Below are 18024 nucleotides of genomic sequence, written 5' to 3'. Positions count from 1 at the left end.
CAAAAACAGGAATAAAAGCGCCCTCGCCCGCCGTAGTGATTGCCGCGCATGCGGGCGCGACTCGCCGGCTAAAGCCTAGTGATGAAACGCGCCAGACGCTGTGAGCGAAAGTTTCTACAGTCTTGCGGTTTGCGCATCGACGAATACGTTGGACGCCGACCATGTTGTCTCTCGTGTAGGCCGCGTATCGGGCCCCGGTCCGTTTGTTGCGACGGTGGGGCATCGCATTCGGCGTTGCGTCCATGAAAATTCCGTCACACACGAAGCTCCCCGATATCTCCGCTTGGCGGTTGCTGGTTCCCGCCATTGGCGTGGTCTTCGGGGACATCGGCACCAGCCCCCTGTATGCCCTGAAGGAATGCTTCAACCCCGAGCATGGGGTGCCGTTTTCCGACCAGACCGTCTTCGGCATCATGTCGATGCTTTTCTGGGCGATGACGCTGGTGGTGTCTGTCAAATACGTATTGTTCGTCATGCGGGCCGACAACAACGGCGAGGGCGGCATCCTAGCGCTCACGGCGCTGGCCATGCGCGCAAGCAGCGGCAGCGCGCGGTTCACACGCACGTTGATGCTGCTCGGCCTGCTGGGCGCCGCCATGTTCTATGGGGATGCCGTCATTACACCGGCCATTTCCGTGCTCTCCGCCATTGAAGGCATGGAGATCATGGCGCCCGCGCTGCAGACATGGGTGCTCCCGCTGTCGCTGATCGTGCTGATCGCCTTGTTCCTGATTCAGAGGCAGGGCACCCATGTGGTCGGGCGCCTGTTCGGGCCGATCATGGTGATCTGGTTTGTGCTGCTGGGCCTAATCGGGCTGGCCTCGGTGGTGAAGTCGCCACAGATTCTGGTGGCGCTGAGCCCCTTGTACGCCATCGAATTCGGATTCCGTCATACGGTGCTGGCATTTATCGTGTTCGGCTCGGTGTTTCTGGCGCTGACCGGCGCCGAGGCGCTGTATGCCGACATGGGCCACTTTGGCGCCCGCCCCATCCGCTATGCGTGGTTCTACATTGCCATGCCGTGCCTGCTGCTGAATTACTTTGGCCAGGGTGCCTTGCTGCTGCGCGAGCCGAGCGCCGTGCAAAACCCGTTCTTCCTGTTGATGCCGAGCTGGGCGGTTGGCCCGATGGTGCTGCTCGCTACGGCGGCCACCGTCATTGCGTCGCAGGCTGTCATCTCTGGCGCGTTTTCGATGACGGCGCAGGCTGTGCACCTGGGCTATGCGCCGCGCATGAAGATTCTCTACACGTCGGATGTGGAGATCGGCCAGATCTACGTGCCGGTCGTCAATTACGTGCTGCTGGTTCTGGTGGTGGCGGTGGTGCTGGCTTTCGGCAAGTCCGACAACCTGGCCGCGGCCTACGGTATTGCGGTGACGACCACCATGGTCCTGACTAGCTGTCTTGTCATGGTCGTCATGCGCCACGCATGGAAATGGAGCCTTCCTGCGGTGATTGGCATCGGTTCCGTTTTCTTGTCGGTCGACCTCTCTTTCCTGTGTGCGAACCTGCTGAAGATCGCCGCTGGGGGGTGGTTCCCGCTGTTGCTCGGTGGCTTGATCTTCTTCCTGATGATGACGTGGCACACCGGCACGCAACTCGTGCGAGCCAGGCATGTCGACGCGGCTGTACCACTAGAACCACTCGTCGCCTCGCTGGAGCGATCCCCTCCTTTCAGGGCTCCAAGTTTCGCCGTTTTCCTCAGCCCGTCTCCGCATTGCGCGCCGTCTGCGCTGCTCCATAACCTGAAGCACAATCGGGTGCTCCATGAAGCGACCGTGGTTCTGCATGTGGAAACGCTTCCCGTCCCCTATGTGGACGAGGACGAACGCATTGAGACGAAAAAGGTGGGAATCGGTGTACATGCAGCCACCATCAGATTCGGATTTCGCGAGCATCCTCGCCTGGATGCGATCAGTCGCCGCATTGCAGGGCTGATCGGCAAAGCTTACGGCGACTTGGATATTTCGTATTTCTGCACGCGCGCGGTGGTCACGTCTGCTGCCCGCTCCTCGATGGCTCGGTGGCGCGCCGGACTATATGCGTGGCTGCGCCATAACAGTGCCCGTCCCGCGGTTTTCTATGAATTGCCCGCCAACCGCGTAGTCGAACTGGGACAACGGGTGGAAATTTGACGGGGGCATCGTTTGCAAAGCTCGTTGACGATGTTCCCTTGCGGTAAATTCTCTGGCAGGGAGTCGCCCGTGGACAGTACAACTTCTGTCTTGGAGGGGCCTCCTTCTCGCTCGGCGCAATGAGGCGCCTCCGCTCACTGGGAATTGGAAAAATCATGACCTCTCGCAAGCACGGCGTCATCGTTGCCGGCGTGGCGGCACTTACCACCGCCAGCCTCTTGACCTTATTGCGCGCCTCCCGCGTGGGCAATCCCCAGGTGCCCGAACCCGCCCTACCCGTGGACCTCAACCGGTACGTTGGCTTGTGGTACGAACTGGCTCGCTACGACAACGGTTTCGAGCGCGGTCTGGATAACGTGACGGCCGAGTATCGAGTGCGATCGGACGGGCTGCTGGAGGTGATCAATCAAGGGTGGCGGCACGGCCGTCGCCGTCGCCGTATTTCGCACGGCAAAGCGCGCGTGGTCGCTGAGCAGAACAACAAGCTAAAAGTGTCTTTTTTTGGACCGTTCTATGTGGGCGATTATTGGATCCTCGATCGCGCCGATGACTACGAATGGGCCATCGTAGGCGAGCCCTCCGGCCGATACCTGTGGTTGCTGACACGTAGTCCGGATGTGGCAGGCGGCACGCGTGCACGTCTGATCCGCCGGGCGCAAGCCTTGGGGTACGACACGAGCCTGCTTCGGTTCACGGCTCACCACCTGTCTTAGGTCGCGCGGCTCGCCATATACCCGAACACCCGCCAGCGTTCGCTGGCGCGTCTTTTCAGGCACGCTACGTGCTGAGGGGTGCACGCCCATCACTCGGGAGCGACCCATGAACAAGACTGATATCCCCAAAGAGCAGAAGTCCGTTCTTTCCTTGCTGCTCGACGACCACCGCGAGGTCAAGAGGCTTTTCAAGGCATTTGAGAAGGCCGAGCCGTCCGAAAAAGGCGCCCTCGTCTCGCAAGCGTGCGCCATGCTCACCGCGCACACCAAGCTCGAAGAAACGATCTTCTATCCCTTCGTTCGCGACCAGGCGCCCGAGAAATTCGGTGACCTGCTGGACGAAGCCTTGGTCGAACACGCCAGCGCAAAGAGCCTGATCGCTGAATTGTCCGCAATGAAGCCGGGGGACGCCCTGTACGACGCCAAATTCACTGTCTTGGGCGAATACGTGAATCACCACGTCGAAGAGGAGGAGAGCGAGCTGTTCCCCAAGATCATCAAGCAACACGTCGATCTCAGCACGATCGAGGAGCAGGTAAAAGACGCCCATGCGAGCCTCGCAAAGGAGGCGGCCTGAGACGAGGATAGCGCCTGCAGGGCGGCCTGAAAAGACGATCCGCCCGCCTCGGGCTGCCGATTCTCAACGCCGCCTGTGGGAGCAAAGCCATGAAAACACCTGAGCCGGGTCCACGTAGTGGCAAGCTCGACACGGTGCCCGACACCGATACGACGACTTATGCCCGCAGTGGTCGCATCACGCGTCTGTTTGACGCATTCGCCTCGGCGGTGACCCGATGGGCGGGCTCTCCCTATGCCTTTGGCGGCGCGGTCCTTGCCATCCTGCTATGGACCGTGACAGGCCCCTTGTTTGACTATTCCGACCGCTGGCAGCTTGTCATTAACACCGGCACCACGATTGTCACGTTCCTGATGGTCTTCGTGATCCAGCAGTCCCAGAACAAGGACAGCATTGCGCTCCACCTCAAATTGAACGAACTGCTGGCGTCGCACCGCAGTGCCGACAACCGGCTGATCGGCATCGAGGAGGCGACCGAGGACGACCTCCGGCGGCTGGCAGCGGCTTACTTGCGCATCGCGCAACTGGCCGAGGCCGAGGCCGGCCCCGCTGGCGTTCAGGACAGCGCAACAGATCCGACACATCCTCCTCACACCGAGCCTTGATATGGATGCCTCTTTACAACTGCAAGCACGGCAGACGATGGCGCTGACCCCGCGCTTGCAACATTCATTGAAGCTGTTGCAACTGACGGCGGCCGAGTTCCGTCAAGAATGGGAAGCGGCCCTGGCAAGCAATCCTTTTCTGGAAGCAGTGGAGGAGTCGGACGCAGGCGGCGATGCCACTCAGAGCAATGCGGGGGAAGTGTCCGCCTCTGAACACGTGCCCACACTCGACGCTGACCGAGAGGAGGCCCCATTGCCCGAGCCGGGATGGCAGCCAGAGATCAGCCGGGCCAGCGCGCCTTCGGACGACACTATGCGGGAAGTCGTGGGGTCTGATTCCATGCGCGAACGGTTGTGGCGAGACTTGTGTACCTATCCGCTCTCGCCCCGCGACACATTGATTGCGCACGCTCTCGTCGAGGCGCTGGACGCGGACGGGTATCTGCGTCAGAGCTTTAGTGAGATTGCCCCCCTCATTCCCGTCGATCCGCCCCCGGAGCCGAAGGAAATTGAGATCGTGCTCAAACTGGTGCAGAGCCTCGGACCCACCGGAATTGCGGCCCGTTCCGTTCAGGAATGTCTGCTTTTGCAACTGCGGGAAATGAAGGGCGAGCGCGCCCAGAGCCCCACACTTGAGCTCGCGCGCCGCATTGTAGAACGCTATCTGGATGAGGTCGCCGCGCAGGACATGCCGGTCCTCGCACGCAAACTTCGTTGTGACCGCAACGAAGTCGGTGCTGCCCTGGCGTTGCTACGCACACTCAACCCGCGTCCGGGGAACGACTCGTCGCACGCCCAACCGTTGTATGTCGTGCCGGACGTGACCGTCGTCAAACACCGCAAGCGTTGGGTGGTCCGACTGAATCGTGACTGCATGCCACGCGCCCGGCTCAATCAGCTCTACGTCGATCTGCTCGGCCGCGCGCGGGGCAACAACAGCGCAGGTATCGCACAGCAGCTCGAGCAAGCGAGATGGTTGCTGAGAAACAGCGAGCAGCGCTTCGAGACCATCAAGAAAGTTGCCGAGGCCATCGTTGAACGCCAGCGGCACTTCTTCGAGTATGGCGAAGTGGCGCTGTCTCCCATGGGACTGCGCGACATTGCCGAGGCAGTCGGTGTTCACGAGTCGACCGTGTCGCGCGCGACCCTGGGAAAGTACATGGCAACGCCGCGAGGCGTATTCGAATTCAAACACTTTTTCACCCGGTCCCTTGCCACGGGAACCGGCGGCCAGTGCTCTACCGCAGCCACGCGCGCCATGTTGCAGGAGTTGATTGCCAAGGAGGACCCGAGGGCCCCGCTCTCCGACGTCGCCTTGCAACGGCACCTGCGCGCCCAAGGGGTGAAAGTAGCTCGGCGCACATTGACCAAGTACCGAAGCGCGTTGCAAATTCCGCCTGCCGAGATGCGACGCGCCCGTGTCGCGCTCGCTGTCGAGACGGCGTAGTCGGTGGCTTCAGGCGCGCCGCCTGGGTTAGAACGTTTGGTTCAGAGGGATTGGGCGTAGGACAACCGGAGGCAGCAGTATCGGAGGATGGCGGATGGCCGCGTAGCCAGCTTGCAGTCATCCTCCACTCATCGATCTAGCCGTAGAGGAGTTTGAATATGGACCACGCGACTTCTTCGTTGATTTCGGGCACCGCCGCTGCCTCCCGTGTCGCCAACGCACGCATGCGGATTATCGGACGGGCGGATCATCTTTCGAGCGGGCCGGGGCCGGAGCTGATGGCCGCCGATACGCTGACCGGCGACCGCGTGGTCAATGGCAAAGGCGAAGACCTGGGCACCATCACCAATATCATGCTGGATGTGCAGCGCGGTCGCATCGCGTACGCTGTCCTGTCGGTGGGCGGGTTCCTCGGCATTGGCGATAAGCTCTTTGCGATTCCGTGGGGCGCGATGTCACTCGATATCGAGCGCAAATGCTTCGTGCTGGAAGCGGAAAAAGAGCGCTTCGACGCGGCCTTCGGTTTCGACAAAGATCATTGGCCTGCAATGGGCGACACCACATGGGCATCGGCAGTCCATACACGTTTTCAGACGCGTCCTTACTGGGATGAGTAATAAACGCGCAGATTGGGAAAGCTTGGGAATCCCCGCCTGCACAGGCGGGTTTTTTTTGACCTCAAGTCCTCAAGAGGGAAAATGAGGCAGCACCTGATTTCTTTTCGACCTCACAGAACATGCCCACCGTCTTCCGAGCCCCGACCGCTGTAAGACCGAAAGATCGCGGCCCCATCTTGAACCGGCTGCGTCAGTCCAAGATGACGCGCTCCACGCATGCCTATGTTCGTGGCAGTACGACCCAGTTTTATGCGTGGCTGGCGCAAGTGCAACCCTCCACATTTCCGGAAGGGCCGACAATATGGATCTGCGGAGATTGCCATGTTGGCAACCTTGGCCCGATCGGTGACCTTACTGGGCAGACCAGCATCCAAGTTCGCGATCTCGATCAAGCCGTGCTTGGAAATCCCGCTCACGATCTGATCCGCCTTGGCCTGTCGCTGGCCACCGCAGCGCGGGGGTCCGATCTTCCCGGCATTGTCACCGCACAGATGGTCGAAGCCTTGATGGCCGGGTATCTTCGCGGTATCGATCCCGATGCTGCCCTGCGCCTGCCCAAGCGCCCCGCGCCGGTGCATACTGCGATGAAAGCGGCAACGGCGCGGACTTGGGAGCAGCTCGCTGCCGAGCGGTTGGACGGATCGTCGCCTAACATCCCGCGCGGGCGCCACTTTTGGTCGCTGTCCTCGGATGAACGACGGGAACTGAAAAAACTCATTGGTGCACACGAAGCCATTGCGCTGGTGGCCCGTTTGTACGAGGTGCCCGGACAAACGCGCGCGCGCTTGATCGACGCGGCCTATTGGGTCAAGGGCTGCAGCTCGCTTGGACAGCGTCGGTATGCGCTCTTGGTTGAGATCGAATCGTCGGAACGCGACGGGGCTCAGCTCTACCGACTCCTTGACCTGAAGGAAGCGGGGCCGCCTGCAGCGCCGTCCTCCGACCGCTCCGCCATGCCTCGCCACAATGGCGAGCGCGTCGTCACTGCGGCGCAGCACCTCTCACCCGCCTTGGGTGAGCGCATGGCGTGGACGCGCATGTTGGGAGGCAGTTTCTTCCTGCGGGAGTTGATGCCGCAAGATCTCAAGCTCTCCATCGACCGTCTGACGCAAAGCGAGGCAGGCAGGTTGGCGAGCTATCTGGGCAATGTTTTGGGCATCGCCCACGGCAGACAAATGGATCGGGATACCGCCTCGGCTTGGCACCGAGAACTCAAATCGCGCCACGGTCGTTCAATCGACGCCCCATTTTGGCTCTGGTCCTCGATTGTCGATCTGATTGGATTGCATGAGCGCCAATATCTCGAGCATTGCAGGAATTGGGGCCGCCAGGAGGCCTGATACTCTGCCTGTGCCTGGTCCGCGCGGGGGCACTCGCACGCGCCGGCTGGACCCTCGCCCTGGCATGAGCAGCGCCACTATGCATTTACAAACTGAACTGCACGAGCGTGTCGCCCGCTTGAACGACGCGATGGTGGTGTCTCCGCACTTGGATGACGCGGTGTTTTCCTGCGCAACGTTTCTCAGCGCATGTGCGAAGGGGGCCAGCGTAACGGTGCTGGCAGGCGTTCCGGAGAAAGAGGATTGCACCCCGTGGGACAGAAAGAGCGGTTTCTCGAAGTCGTCTGAGGCTGTACACAGGCGCCGTTGGGAGGACTGCGCGGCACACCGGATTCTGGGAGCGCGCGCGTTTCATCTGGACTTTCTGGATGGGCAATACGGAGCGCTGCCGCCCATGACGCGCGTTGTGCGTGCACTTGGCGATTTTCTGCAGGACAACACCCGGCCGATGTCCGCGGTCTGCATCCCGCTGGGGTTGCTGCACCGCGACCACGAATATGTCCACGAGGCCTGCCTTCAAGTCAGGCGCGCCCTGCCGGATCGACTGTGGCTTGCATACGAAGACGTGCCATACCGCTGCATCCCTGGCATTCTTCAACACCGCTTAGGCCGGCTCGAGGCGCGGGGTATCTCGGCCACTCCGGTGTTTCCGCCGCTGGGCTGCCGGCGTCGCAAACGCGAAGCGGTGCATGCTTACACAAGCCAGCTCCTCGCGTTTCGAGACGAAGATATGGCGGATTTAACCCGCCCGGAGCGATATTGGTATCTCGCCGACGGCTTCCGAGGCGAGGTCTAAAGGCGTAGCCTCGTCGCCGACAGGGCCTCCCGGCAGCGCTGCGCACAACTTACGCAGGTAGCCGCCAAAGCCCCCTTGCACTCGGTTAATAAGCCGACCGCTGGTCCATACCCGGGGTCGCGCGCTCCAAGCGATGGCCACGCCCGCGCGCTCAAGCGCTTCAACAAAAGTCCGGTCCTCATCTGTTGGAAGCGGGGGAAATCCCCCCATTTCCGCGTAGACCTTCGCGTCGATGCCAAAGTTGGCACCGTGGATGTGCCGATGGCCGTCCTCATCAGAGTACAACGCCGAATAGCAATCCTGCACGGCGCGCAGAGCCGTGTCCCACCGGTCTATGCAAACAGTGCCGCACACCACACTGGCCCGCAGCGCGACTTGCTCGTACAGCCAAGCCGCATCGACCGTGGTGTCCGCGTCCGTGAACGCCAACCATCGGGCGCCCCGCTCCAGCAGGTACAAGGCGGCACAGTGCCGCGCAATGCCGACGTTGCGAGCGCGGATCGGCAATGCCGTGACCGGAAATTGACTCACGACGTCGGCAGAACCGTCTGTACAGTGGTCGAGCGCTACGACGACCTCCACCGTCTCGCCCGTCGTTGCTATGCGCGCGGCTGCGGCTAGCACGCTGCTCAAGCACGCCGGCAGGGTGACTTCTTCATTGTGGGCGGGAATGACGACTCCGATCATGCGTGCCTCACACAACGCCATCGAGGGTGGTCCACACATCCAACAGGAACTCTGGCTCGTGGTGGCAAACCGCGTGCGTACACGGTGCAGTGGCTTGCAGCGCGTCGGCAAGCCGCCGATGTGTCGTGTGGGAGTCCAATCGGCGCTCGGTAAAGTCGGGGCGCCAGTGCACCGCGACGAGCGCCCCCCCTCGTCGCAGCGACGCGGCAAAGCAGCGGGCGGTGTGCGTCCAATCGGTGTCGTCAAAGTAATAACCTAGTTCGCTCACCACGATCAGATCGAACGTGGCGCGCGGCCAGTCGTTTGGTATCGTCCAATGTTCGACCCGTGCATGAGGAAAGTCCCGCAGGCGTGCTCGCGCTGTTGCCACGGCGGTCGGCTGGCTGTCGCAGGCGATCAGCTCATCGCAGCGTAAAGCGAGTTCCGCGCTCAATTCGCCAATGCTGCAGCCCGGCTCAAATACGCGCTGGAAGCGGGGGTGAGGCAAAGATGCCACCACGATCGCACGCTTGCGTTGCTCATACCACCGCGCTCGCAGCTGCCACGGGTCATCGCTGTGCAGATACAGCGCTTCGAAATACGTCTGATCCGTCATAGGCTCACCCCCGCATCTGGATGAATACGGGCAAGCGTACCGGCCCTCGCCCAATCGCGCTCCGCGTGGCTTTGGCGGACAAAGACTGGCAAATCCGCAAACAACTCTGCCAAGGGCGATTGGACGGTGAGCGCTCGCGGGCCGAGCGCGCGCGAGACACACGCTTGGACACGCTCGACGGTATGTTCGACCGCGCATCGCAGGCGCAGGGCTGCGAGTTCAGCGTGCGAGCGCGGATGCTCGTCGATCCAGACCGCCGTCTCGCGCGTCAAAGCACGAGCAGCGGCAAGCGCCGAATCCACGACGCCTAGATGCGTATCGAGATTCGTCGACGGCCGCGCGGTTGCCGCCGCGGCGAGACCGGCCCGCAGCCCAAAACATCCGCCGAGCCAGCACGCGGCGATACCCGCTGCGCCGTGCCAAAAGCCAGGGCGCTCCAAATAGAAGTTGGCGTCCCCAATCTGAAATCCCGCAGCGTTGCAAAAGGTGAGCGTCGCGGTGGCTGTACGGTGCATCCCTGCAAAACGCCAGGCTGGCTCGCCGAGTTGAACGCCGTTGTCGTGCAGCGGGACCCATGCAAGGATCCGCTGACCGTCCGGGGTGCGGGCGGTCACAAGTGCCGAGGAAACTAGCGCGGCGCCTGAGCACCATTCCTTCGATCCGTTGAGACGCAAGTCCCGGCTTCCGAGCCCCTGCGGGGTGGCAATCAGCTGATGTGCCGCGCTCTCTGCCGCCCACACGCCCAACAGTTCATCGTCGTCAGCACCGAACGCTCGGAGCTTGCAACTGCTCTCAGCCAGAATAGCCACAGCGTCCGCGTGAGACTCGAACAGTTTCGCTATCGAGAGGTCCGTCGCCGCGAGCTGCGCGAATATCGACCAGCGTCGCACCGTCTGCCCGTGGCCGGGCAGCGGCAAGTGGGCGCCCCACGTTCGGACCCACTCGGCCAAGGTGGTTTTCACCGCAGGATCGGGGAGCATGCACTTGCTAAAAAGTTGGCGTTAAGTCGCCGCAGCAAATGCTATTCCCAGGAGCAATCGCGCCCCCATTTGCGTCAGCTTCTCGCGCGCGGGCGTACGAAGGGGGGAGGCCGGGGACGAACGCACCCCCGTGGTCGTTCGGCCAGCCGAGTCGCTCTCCCCTGCTCGATCTCCCCTGCAAGCCACTGGAGGGCGGGGCCAGTTAATTTGGTGAAGAGCCCGCCAAAGTCACGCTCGTACAGGCGAAGCAACGCCGTGAGATCGGCCATCTCCTGATACGGAGGGAACTGCCCCTGCGCGCTTTGACCATGCACATCGGCACCGCCGATGCTCGGTATGGTGGTCCAAATAAACCGCGGCAGCATGCGACTGATACGATAGCCATATTCTTTTGCCACCAAGGCATCGTGACGAACGGTGAAGTCAATCACTTCCTGCGTGGCGACGCCGTTGGCTTCATAGGCGGCCCGTATCCAGCAGTGATAGGAATCTAGCTGACTGAGGGAGCGCGCACGACGTCTGTTGGCTCGCGAAGGTTGCAGCGCTATACGCTGGCCACCATCGCACTCGATGACAGCGCTGCCCGACACGGCGACGTACGGCTGCTGGGTCACCAGCGACAAGAGCCGGGCGCCAAGGATTGCGTAGTCGCCGCATCGGCGGACCGGCCCTAACGGAAGCCCCCGCCCGGGAAGCGGCCTGGTTCATCGTGACATCGACCGCGGCGTCGATCAGCCACTGCACCGTGGGAGGTATCGGTGCGGGCATCAGGGGTGCGTCGGCGGTCATTGGGTTTTCCGAACAAACGGCTGGCTCAATAAACGGCACGACTGGCGCTGCATTGAGAGGATTAAGGAAAGCGCGGGCAAAGAACCTTACGGTTTCCTTAGGAAAACATTCGCCCAGGAGGCGTGATGAAATTCGAAGAACACCGCAAAGCGATCATCATCGCCCTGCTCATCCTGCTCCTGGCCCTTCTTGGCGCAGGGTTGTGGTACGAGCAACAGATCGCGACCCGTAACAACATTTTTCTGGCGTGTCATGCTCGCGCTGCGGACGCGGCAGATGCAGCGCGTCAGCTGGACCCCCGCGTAGGAGAAAAACCTCGAGCGCGTGAGGCACTCACAGCCTACAACGAGATTCGCTGCATGCGCGAGCACGGCTATCACCTGCGGATTGCAGAGCCTTCCTGCCGTCCTGAGCTGCGCCCGCAGTGCTTCACCGTCTTGTCTGGCCGCTAAATCGACGGTCAAATTTCCCCCCCCCAGTCGTCCCAGCGGTGGCGACACACCAACGTACATTCCGGACCTTTCGTTGAAAATTTTGCCTACATAACCAGTTTGACAGGCGCCCTCCGCCTAATAAGTACAAGCCGTCGGACATTGGCCCCAAATTTGCTTAAGGGCGCCCCCAGTGGTGTTCTTCAAGCCCTCCTTGCCCCTTTTTTTTCTTTCTTCATGACAGTCCACCAGCCCATTGACAGCAAACGTTTCAGTTCGATACTGCGGCGCAACGTTGTTCTCCCCCTAGGGGTTGGCCTTCTCAGCGTTGGGGTGTTCATTGCATTGCTGCTGTACCTGCTCGACGCCATGAATTGGGTGGAACACACCGAGCGCGTCATTGCTGGCGGTAACGAGCTGGCCAAGTTGACCTCTCAACGTGAGGGTGGGCTGCAGCGATATTTGCTGAGCGGCGAAGACCGCTTTCTTGAGCCGTACACTCTGAGCAGCTCGACGCTGGCTACACAAGCCGCAGCTCTGAAAAAGCTGGTGGCCGACAATCCCGCCCAGGTGGAGCGAATCAACAAGATCATCGCGCTTCAGGAAAGTTGGACCGGTGTGGCGGAGTCGCTGATCGCTTTGCGCGCTTCACACTCAGACGCGCGCGACCTGCCTAAACTCGAGAGGGGGCGGCAGATTTCCGAGACTACGCAGCGCGAACTCCTGACGTTCCTGGACACCGAATATCGTCTTCGCAAGGAGCGCTCGGATGCTGCCCATGCCTTGACCACGGTCACGATCACCGCGTTTCCGATCTGCATGTTGGTACTGACCGGCGCGTTGGCGTGGTTTGGCCGACGCGAGCTTTCCTCGCTCTCGGGTTCGTACGAAGCCGCCCTCGCCCAGCAGGCTGAGCAGGCGCGCGCGCTCACGGAGCAAGCATGGAAGCGTGATCGACAAATCGAATTGGCCTCTGAAGTTGTCGGGCGCTACACCCATGCGGAGCTCTCTAACACCGTATTGGCGTTTCTCTCCCGCCACGTCGACGTGGTCGTTGGTGCGCTGTATGTCCTGGACGACGGGGACAAGCTAACGGTGGCAGGCACCTACGGGTTGGCGCATGACGCACCATGGAAAAGCAACGGGTTCACCCGGGGCGAGGGGATTCCTGGTCGAGCCATCCTCGAAGGACAGACACTCAAATTGGCGCCCCTGCCCGATCACTACCTGAGGGTGACATCGGCGCTGGGTCGCGGCCAGCCGGCCGAGATTCTCGCGATTCCGACACAAACCGAAGGCAAACGCAATGGCGTGCTGGAGTTGGGATTCATGACGCCGGTCGATCAACGCGTTCAGACCTTCCTGGAGGAGATCGCCACCAGCGTGGGCGGGTTTATCAAGGGCGGGCAATATCGCGAACGGTTGCAGCAGGCGTTGGAACAGGCGCAGCGCTTGAACGAAGAATTGCAGGTTCAGCAGGAGGAGCTGCGCGTCTCGAACGAAGAACTCGAAGAGCGCACCCAGGCCCTGATGGAATCCCAGTCTCGACTGGAGATTCAGCAGACAGAACTTGAACAAGCAAATGCTCGACTTGAGCACCATACCGAAAGGTTGGAGTCGCAGCGCCAGGATTTGGTCGAGGCCCACCGCCGCCTCGAAGAGAACGCCCGCACGCTGGAGCGCGCAAGCCAGTACAAGTCCCAGTTCCTTGCAAACATGTCGCACGAGTTGCGCACGCCGCTTAACAGCGCACTCATTCTGGCCAAACTGCTGCAGGACAATCGAGAAGGCAATCTGTCGGAGGACGAGATCCGTTATGCGTCGACCATCCACGCTGCGAACACGGATTTGCTGAATCTGATCAACGATATTCTCGACCTGGCGAAGATTGAAGCAGGTCAGGTGACGCTGGTGCCTGAGCCCGTCGAGTTAAGCGCATTGACCGAAGAAGTCCATCGGATTTTTGCGCCGGTCGCCGAGCACCGCAAATTGGCTTTCAGCATCGAAACAGCCCCGGACGTGCCCTCCGTCATTGAAACGGATGGCTCGCGCTTGCAACAGGTCTTACGCAACTTGCTGTCGAACGCATTCAAGTTCACAGAGCAAGGCAGCGTTGTCCTGCGCGTGGCGCCGGTTGGCCCAGGCAAGATCGCCTTTGAGGTGTGCGATACCGGCATTGGCATCGCGCCGGAAAAGCAGGACCTGATCTTCGAAGCATTTCAACAAGCCGATGCGACCACGAACCGCCGGTTTGGCGGCACGGGCCTTGGCCTGTCCATTTCGCGGGAACTGGCCCACCTGCTTCAGGGGCAGCTCAGCGTACAAAGCGAAACGGGTAGAGGGACAACGTTCACGCTGCAGATCCCCGTCCGATATGAGCGTGTAAACAGCGAGTTGGCGGCTCTGTCACAGGTGGCGGACGACACGAATGTGCCGGTGGCGCCCCGGACAGCTGCGCAGGCGCCCTCGCGTGCGGTAGCAACTGAGCATGCGCGCACGATTGAACCCCTTGAAGATGACAGGAACGGGCGCACGCGGGGTAAGAGGTTGATTCTGGTCGTGGAGGACGATCTCAGCTTTGCCCGCATCCTGTACGACCTTGCACACGAACTCGATTTCGATTGCATCCATGCCACCTCAGCGCAACAAGGCCTTGCGTTGGCCCGTGAACATCAGCCCTGCGGGATTTTGCTCGACGTCGCGCTTCCGGACCATTCCGGCCTGACATTGCTGGACTGGCTCAAACACGATGCAGTAACCCGACACATACCCGCCCACATGGTTTCGGTCGCCGATCATTCGGAGGCAGCGCTGCATCTGGGTGCCGTGGGATACACGCTTAAGCCGAGCGCGCGGGATGCTCTCGCTCAGGCCATCACCATGCTGGAGACTCGCGTGAGCGCCGCACCACAGCGCGTACTGGTCGTCGAGGACGACGAGCGCTTGCGGCAAAGTATTCGTGATTTGCTGGCGCCATTGGGCGCGGAGATCACCACCGTCAATGGCGTGCAATCAGCCCTGGGGGCATTGGAAGCGACCCATTACGACTGTGTGGTGATGGACCTGCTGCTGTCCGACGGGACCGGGCACGAGCTCTTGGAGCAAATGGCTTCGGCAGACCACTATCCGATGCCCCCGGTCATTGTTTATACGGGCCGCCAATTGAGTCCTGTGGACGAGCAACGACTTCGTCGTTATTCCAAATCCATCATCGTCAAGGGCGCGCGCTCGCCGGAGCGCCTCCTCGATGAAGTGACGTTGTTTCTGCATAGCGTCGATGCAGCATTGCCGGCGACCCATCAACGCATGCTTCGCTCCGTATGGCAGCGCGACAACGTGATGGACGGGCGAACCATCCTGCTCGCCGAAGACGACGCGCGGAACATATTTGCGTTGACAAAAATTCTTGAGCCGCTCGGCGCTACCGTAGAGATCGCCAGAAATGGTCGCGAAGCCGTCCAGCGCTTTCAGCAACTAGGTAACATCGATTTGGTTCTGATGGACATCATGATGCCCGAGATGGACGGCCTGGAAGCGATGCAACAGCTGCGCGCCTTAAGTAATGGCGCACAGATACCGATCATTGCGCTCACGGCGAAGGCGATGAGTTCGGATCGGGAAGCCTGTCTGCAAGCAGGTGCAAACGACTATGTGGCCAAACCGATCGACGTTGATCGTCTGCTATCCCTGTGCCGGGTCTGGCTCTCCCGCCGGTGACAGTCCATCATGCACGCAATTGATCTACCCGCCGATGTCGTCGACGACAATTTCGCGCTTGAGCTGGAGCTCTTGCTTGAGGCCATCTATCACAAATATCAGCACGACTTCCGGCACTATTCGCGAGCATCCCTGAGGCGTCGGCTCAAGCAAGCGCTCCAAGACTTGGGCGTTGAAAACCTCTCGCTGCTCCAAAGCAAAGTGCTTCGCGATCCATCCCAGTTCAATGCATTGTTCAAATACTTGACCGTGCAGGTCAGCGAGATGTTCCGGGACCCGAGCTACTATCGCGCGTTGCGTGAGGAGGTCGTTCCGGTATTGCGGACCTATCCGTCGTTGAAGGTGTGGGTTCCGGGATGCAGCACCGGCGAAGAGCTGTGGTCCCTTGCCATCCTCTTTGCCGAAGAGGGCTTGAGCGACCGCACGCTCTTCTACGCAACCGACATTAACGCCGAGGCATTAGCCACCGCTCGCGCGGGCATCTACGATGTCGAGCGCTTGAACGGATACAGTGCTCAATATCTGGCTGCCGGAGGAAAACACTCGCTCTCGCATTATTTTCACGTGGCATATGGAGCGGCGAAATTCGATGCCACCCTGATCGGGCAATCCATGTTTGCTGACCATAGCCTGGCAACCGACGGTGTCTTCTCGGAAGTTCATATGGTCTCATGCAGGAACGTGCTGATTTATTTCGATCGCCCGCTTCAGGACCGGGCAATCGGTCTGTTCAAAGACTCGCTTGTCTGGCACGGATTCTTGGGGCTCGGAAGCAAAGAGAGTCTCCAGTTCAACCTCCACGCCGACGCCTTCGAGACCATCAACTCCAAGGATCGCTTGTACAGAAGACGATGATGAGAGCGGAGTCGCGTTGCCCTGTCAGCGCTGTCGTGGTGGGGGCTTCAGCGGGAGGCGTTGAAGCGCTTGGATATCTGTTGGCGGGACTGCCTGCAGGCTTCATACCGGCTTTGATCGCAGTGCAGCACCTTGCTCCGACGTTCCCCAGCTTGCTGCCAGGTTTGTTTGCCCAACGGTGCGACCTTCCCGTCGCCGAGGCGGAAGACAAGATGCCAGTGGAAAGTGGACGCGTGTATATCGCCCCTGCCGACTACCATCTGCTCGTGGAGCGCGATAGCGCGGATAGTCGGTCGGTGCACTTCGCAATGTCGATCGATCCACCAGTTCGCTTCTCAAGGCCGTCCATCGACGTGCTGTTCGAGTCGGCGGCCTACGCCTACGGAAAGCGTCTCCTCGGCATCGTACTGACGGGAGCGAACGATGACGGCGCACAGGGTCTTCTTGCTATCCGTGCTGCAGGCGGAAGCACGTGGGTACAAGAGCCGGCGACCGCAGAGGCCCCGACGATGCCGCACGCCGCAATCTCCATTGGAGCGGCCGCTACGGTCCTGACCCTGGACCAGATGAGCGCGTGTTTAGCACATTTTTGCTGACCTTATGAACCCTATGCAAGGCCCTATAAAAATACTCATCGTCGACGACATCGAGAGCAACCGCACCGCATTGGAGGCGTTGCTGCGTCGCCCAGAGGTCGAAATTGTGCACGCGGAGTCGGGTCGATCTGCGCTGGAGGCGCTGCTTGAGCATGATTTCGGCTTGGCAATTCTTGATGTCAATATGCCGGAAATGGACGGGTTCGAGCTGGCCGAGCTTATGCGAGGTAGCGCCCGGACGAGTCATATCCCGGTTCTGTTCCTCACGGCCGCTGGACACGACGCACACCGAAACTTTCAGGGGTATCAGGTCGGCGCGGTGGACTTTCTCTACAAGCCGATTGACCCGGCCATCCTCTCGGCCAAGGTCGACGTGTTTGTCCAGTTGGCCCAGCACAAGAGGCAGTTGGCCGAACAAGTCGAACGCATGCGCGAGCTGCTGCAAGCCAACGAAATGCTGATGGCAGTCTTGGCTCACGATTTAAGGACACCGCTGTCTGCAATCAACATGTCAGCGGTCTATATTGAGCGTTTTCCGTCGAACGAACAGAAGGTTTGCGAAGCGGCAGATCGTATTCTGCGCAGCGGTAAGCGCATGGCACGCATGGTCGACCAATTGCTCCACATGGCCCGTATTCATGGCGGCCAGATTCAGCTGGAATTGCGACAGGCCGATGCTTTGGAGGTGTGCAACGCGATCGCTGACGAGGTCCAAGGACACGCGCGAGAGCAACGCATAAAGGTGCAGACGCGGGGAGATACACGTGCGACATTCGATAGCGGGCTGATGTCTCAGGTCCTGTCGAATCTCGTCGGCAATGCCATCAAGCACGGCGACCCTTCAGAGCCGGTGAGCGTCGTCGTGGACGGATCGCACGCCGCGCATATCGAGATTCTGGTGCACAACGAAGGCGTCATTCCGGAGGAGTTGCTGCCGCATGTGTTCGACGCGTATCGCTCGGGACATGCCACTGAGCGCTCCGAAGGGCTGGGCCTCGGTTTGTATATCACCCGAAGGTTAGTGGGTCTTCATGGCGGGGACATCAACGTTGAATCGTCGGAACGCCTAGGCACTCGCTTTACCATCCGCCTGCCTCGATCAACCCCGGCTCGGCGCGAAAGCGCAAAGCACTTGGCGTAGAGA

17 protein-coding genes are annotated in these 18024 nt (G+C 60.7%); 13 read left to right on the top strand and 4 right to left on the bottom strand.

Translation table 11 applies throughout. From position 1 onward, the window contains the following. Positions 1 to 242 precede the first annotated feature (242 nt). The 8 genes from N5B55_RS05880 (at position 243) to N5B55_RS05845 (ending at position 8230) form a co-directional block, all read left to right on the top strand. Positions 243 to 2135 carry a potassium transporter Kup gene (locus N5B55_RS05880; protein ID WP_304539478.1) on the top strand — a complete coding sequence of 631 codons (1893 nt, stop codon included), beginning with the start codon at positions 243 to 245 and terminating at the stop codon, positions 2133 to 2135. Between the two features lie 155 nt (positions 2136 to 2290). Continuing rightward, a complete protein-coding gene (locus tag N5B55_RS05875; RefSeq protein WP_304539477.1) occupies positions 2291 to 2848 on the top strand; it encodes a lipocalin family protein in 558 nt (185 codons plus the stop codon). A 106-nt stretch (positions 2849 to 2954) separates the two neighbouring features. After that, positions 2955 to 3425 (top strand): hemerythrin domain-containing protein, encoded by a 471-nt coding sequence (locus N5B55_RS05870; protein ID WP_304539476.1) that lies wholly within the window; start codon positions 2955 to 2957, stop codon positions 3423 to 3425. Between the two features lie 89 nt (positions 3426 to 3514). Further along, positions 3515 to 4030, top strand: a complete 516-nt coding sequence (locus N5B55_RS05865; RefSeq protein WP_304539475.1) for a low affinity iron permease family protein — start codon at positions 3515 to 3517, stop codon at positions 4028 to 4030. A gap of 1 nt (position 4031) precedes the next feature. Further along, positions 4032 to 5477: an RNA polymerase factor sigma-54 gene (gene rpoN / locus N5B55_RS05860; RefSeq protein WP_304539474.1), complete on the top strand. Its 1446-nt coding sequence runs from the start codon at positions 4032 to 4034 to the stop codon at positions 5475 to 5477. A gap of 224 nt (positions 5478 to 5701) precedes the next feature. After that, positions 5702 to 6094 carry a PRC-barrel domain-containing protein gene (locus N5B55_RS05855; RefSeq protein WP_304539764.1) on the top strand — a complete coding sequence of 131 codons (393 nt, stop codon included), beginning with the start codon at positions 5702 to 5704 and terminating at the stop codon, positions 6092 to 6094. 119 nt (positions 6095 to 6213) lie between these two features. Continuing rightward, a complete protein-coding gene (locus N5B55_RS05850) occupies positions 6214 to 7434 on the top strand; it encodes a DUF2252 family protein (RefSeq protein ID WP_304539473.1) in 1221 nt (406 codons plus the stop codon). Between the two features lie 64 nt (positions 7435 to 7498). Next, a complete protein-coding gene (locus N5B55_RS05845; RefSeq protein WP_304539472.1) occupies positions 7499 to 8230 on the top strand; it encodes a PIG-L deacetylase family protein in 732 nt (243 codons plus the stop codon). On the opposite strand, the gene N5B55_RS05840 is transcribed toward N5B55_RS05845, so the two are convergent. The 4 genes from N5B55_RS05840 to N5B55_RS05825 all read right to left on the bottom strand — a co-directional run bounded on the left by N5B55_RS05840 (position 8174) and on the right by N5B55_RS05825 (position 11115). Further along, on the bottom strand, positions 8174 to 8917 hold the full coding sequence (locus tag N5B55_RS05840) for a glycosyltransferase (protein ID WP_304539471.1): 744 nt from the start codon (positions 8915 to 8917) through the stop codon (positions 8174 to 8176). The two genes, N5B55_RS05845 and N5B55_RS05840, sit on opposite strands and share 57 nt — an antisense overlap. Before the next feature lie 7 nt (positions 8918 to 8924). After that, positions 8925 to 9512, bottom strand: coding sequence for a class I SAM-dependent methyltransferase (locus N5B55_RS05835; RefSeq protein WP_304539470.1), 588 nt, complete (start codon positions 9510 to 9512; stop codon positions 8925 to 8927). After that, entirely contained in the window at positions 9509 to 10492 is a 984-nt protein-coding gene (locus N5B55_RS05830; protein ID WP_304539469.1) for an acyl-CoA dehydrogenase, read from the bottom strand. The genes N5B55_RS05835 and N5B55_RS05830 overlap by 4 nt, the downstream gene beginning before the upstream one ends. A 74-nt stretch (positions 10493 to 10566) precedes the next feature. After that, the gene (locus N5B55_RS05825) at positions 10567 to 11115 is read right to left on the bottom strand and encodes a hypothetical protein (RefSeq protein ID WP_304539468.1); all 549 of its coding nucleotides are present in this window, start codon (positions 11113 to 11115) and stop codon (positions 10567 to 10569) included. A 291-nt stretch (positions 11116 to 11406) separates the two neighbouring features. Here N5B55_RS05825 and N5B55_RS05820 point away from each other — a divergent pair, with 291 nt between their 5' ends. The 5 genes from N5B55_RS05820 to N5B55_RS05800 all read left to right on the top strand — a co-directional run bounded on the left by N5B55_RS05820 (position 11407) and on the right by N5B55_RS05800 (position 18021). Further along, positions 11407 to 11733 carry a hypothetical protein gene (locus N5B55_RS05820; protein ID WP_304539467.1) on the top strand — a complete coding sequence of 109 codons (327 nt, stop codon included), beginning with the start codon at positions 11407 to 11409 and terminating at the stop codon, positions 11731 to 11733. Between the two features lie 216 nt (positions 11734 to 11949). After that, complete coding sequence (locus N5B55_RS05815; RefSeq protein ID WP_304539466.1) at positions 11950 to 15429, top strand: response regulator; 3480 nt, start codon at positions 11950 to 11952, stop codon at positions 15427 to 15429. Between the two features lie 9 nt (positions 15430 to 15438). Further along, positions 15439 to 16284 (top strand): CheR family methyltransferase, encoded by an 846-nt coding sequence (locus N5B55_RS05810; RefSeq protein WP_304539465.1) that lies wholly within the window; start codon positions 15439 to 15441, stop codon positions 16282 to 16284. Further along, positions 16284 to 16880, top strand: a complete 597-nt coding sequence (locus N5B55_RS05805; protein ID WP_304539763.1) for a chemotaxis protein CheB — start codon at positions 16284 to 16286, stop codon at positions 16878 to 16880. The genes N5B55_RS05810 and N5B55_RS05805 overlap by 1 nt, the downstream gene beginning before the upstream one ends. Positions 16881 to 16893: 13 nt before the next feature. After that, positions 16894 to 18021: a hybrid sensor histidine kinase/response regulator gene (locus N5B55_RS05800; RefSeq protein ID WP_304539762.1), complete on the top strand. Its 1128-nt coding sequence runs from the start codon at positions 16894 to 16896 to the stop codon at positions 18019 to 18021. The last annotated feature ends 3 nt before the right edge of the window (positions 18022 to 18024 follow it).

Source organism: Ralstonia pickettii (assembly GCF_030582395.1).
Lineage (GTDB): Bacteria > Pseudomonadota > Gammaproteobacteria > Burkholderiales > Burkholderiaceae > Ralstonia > Ralstonia pickettii_D.
Note: the sequence above shows the minus strand (reverse complement) of the source record. Positions and strands in the feature narration are given on the sequence as shown.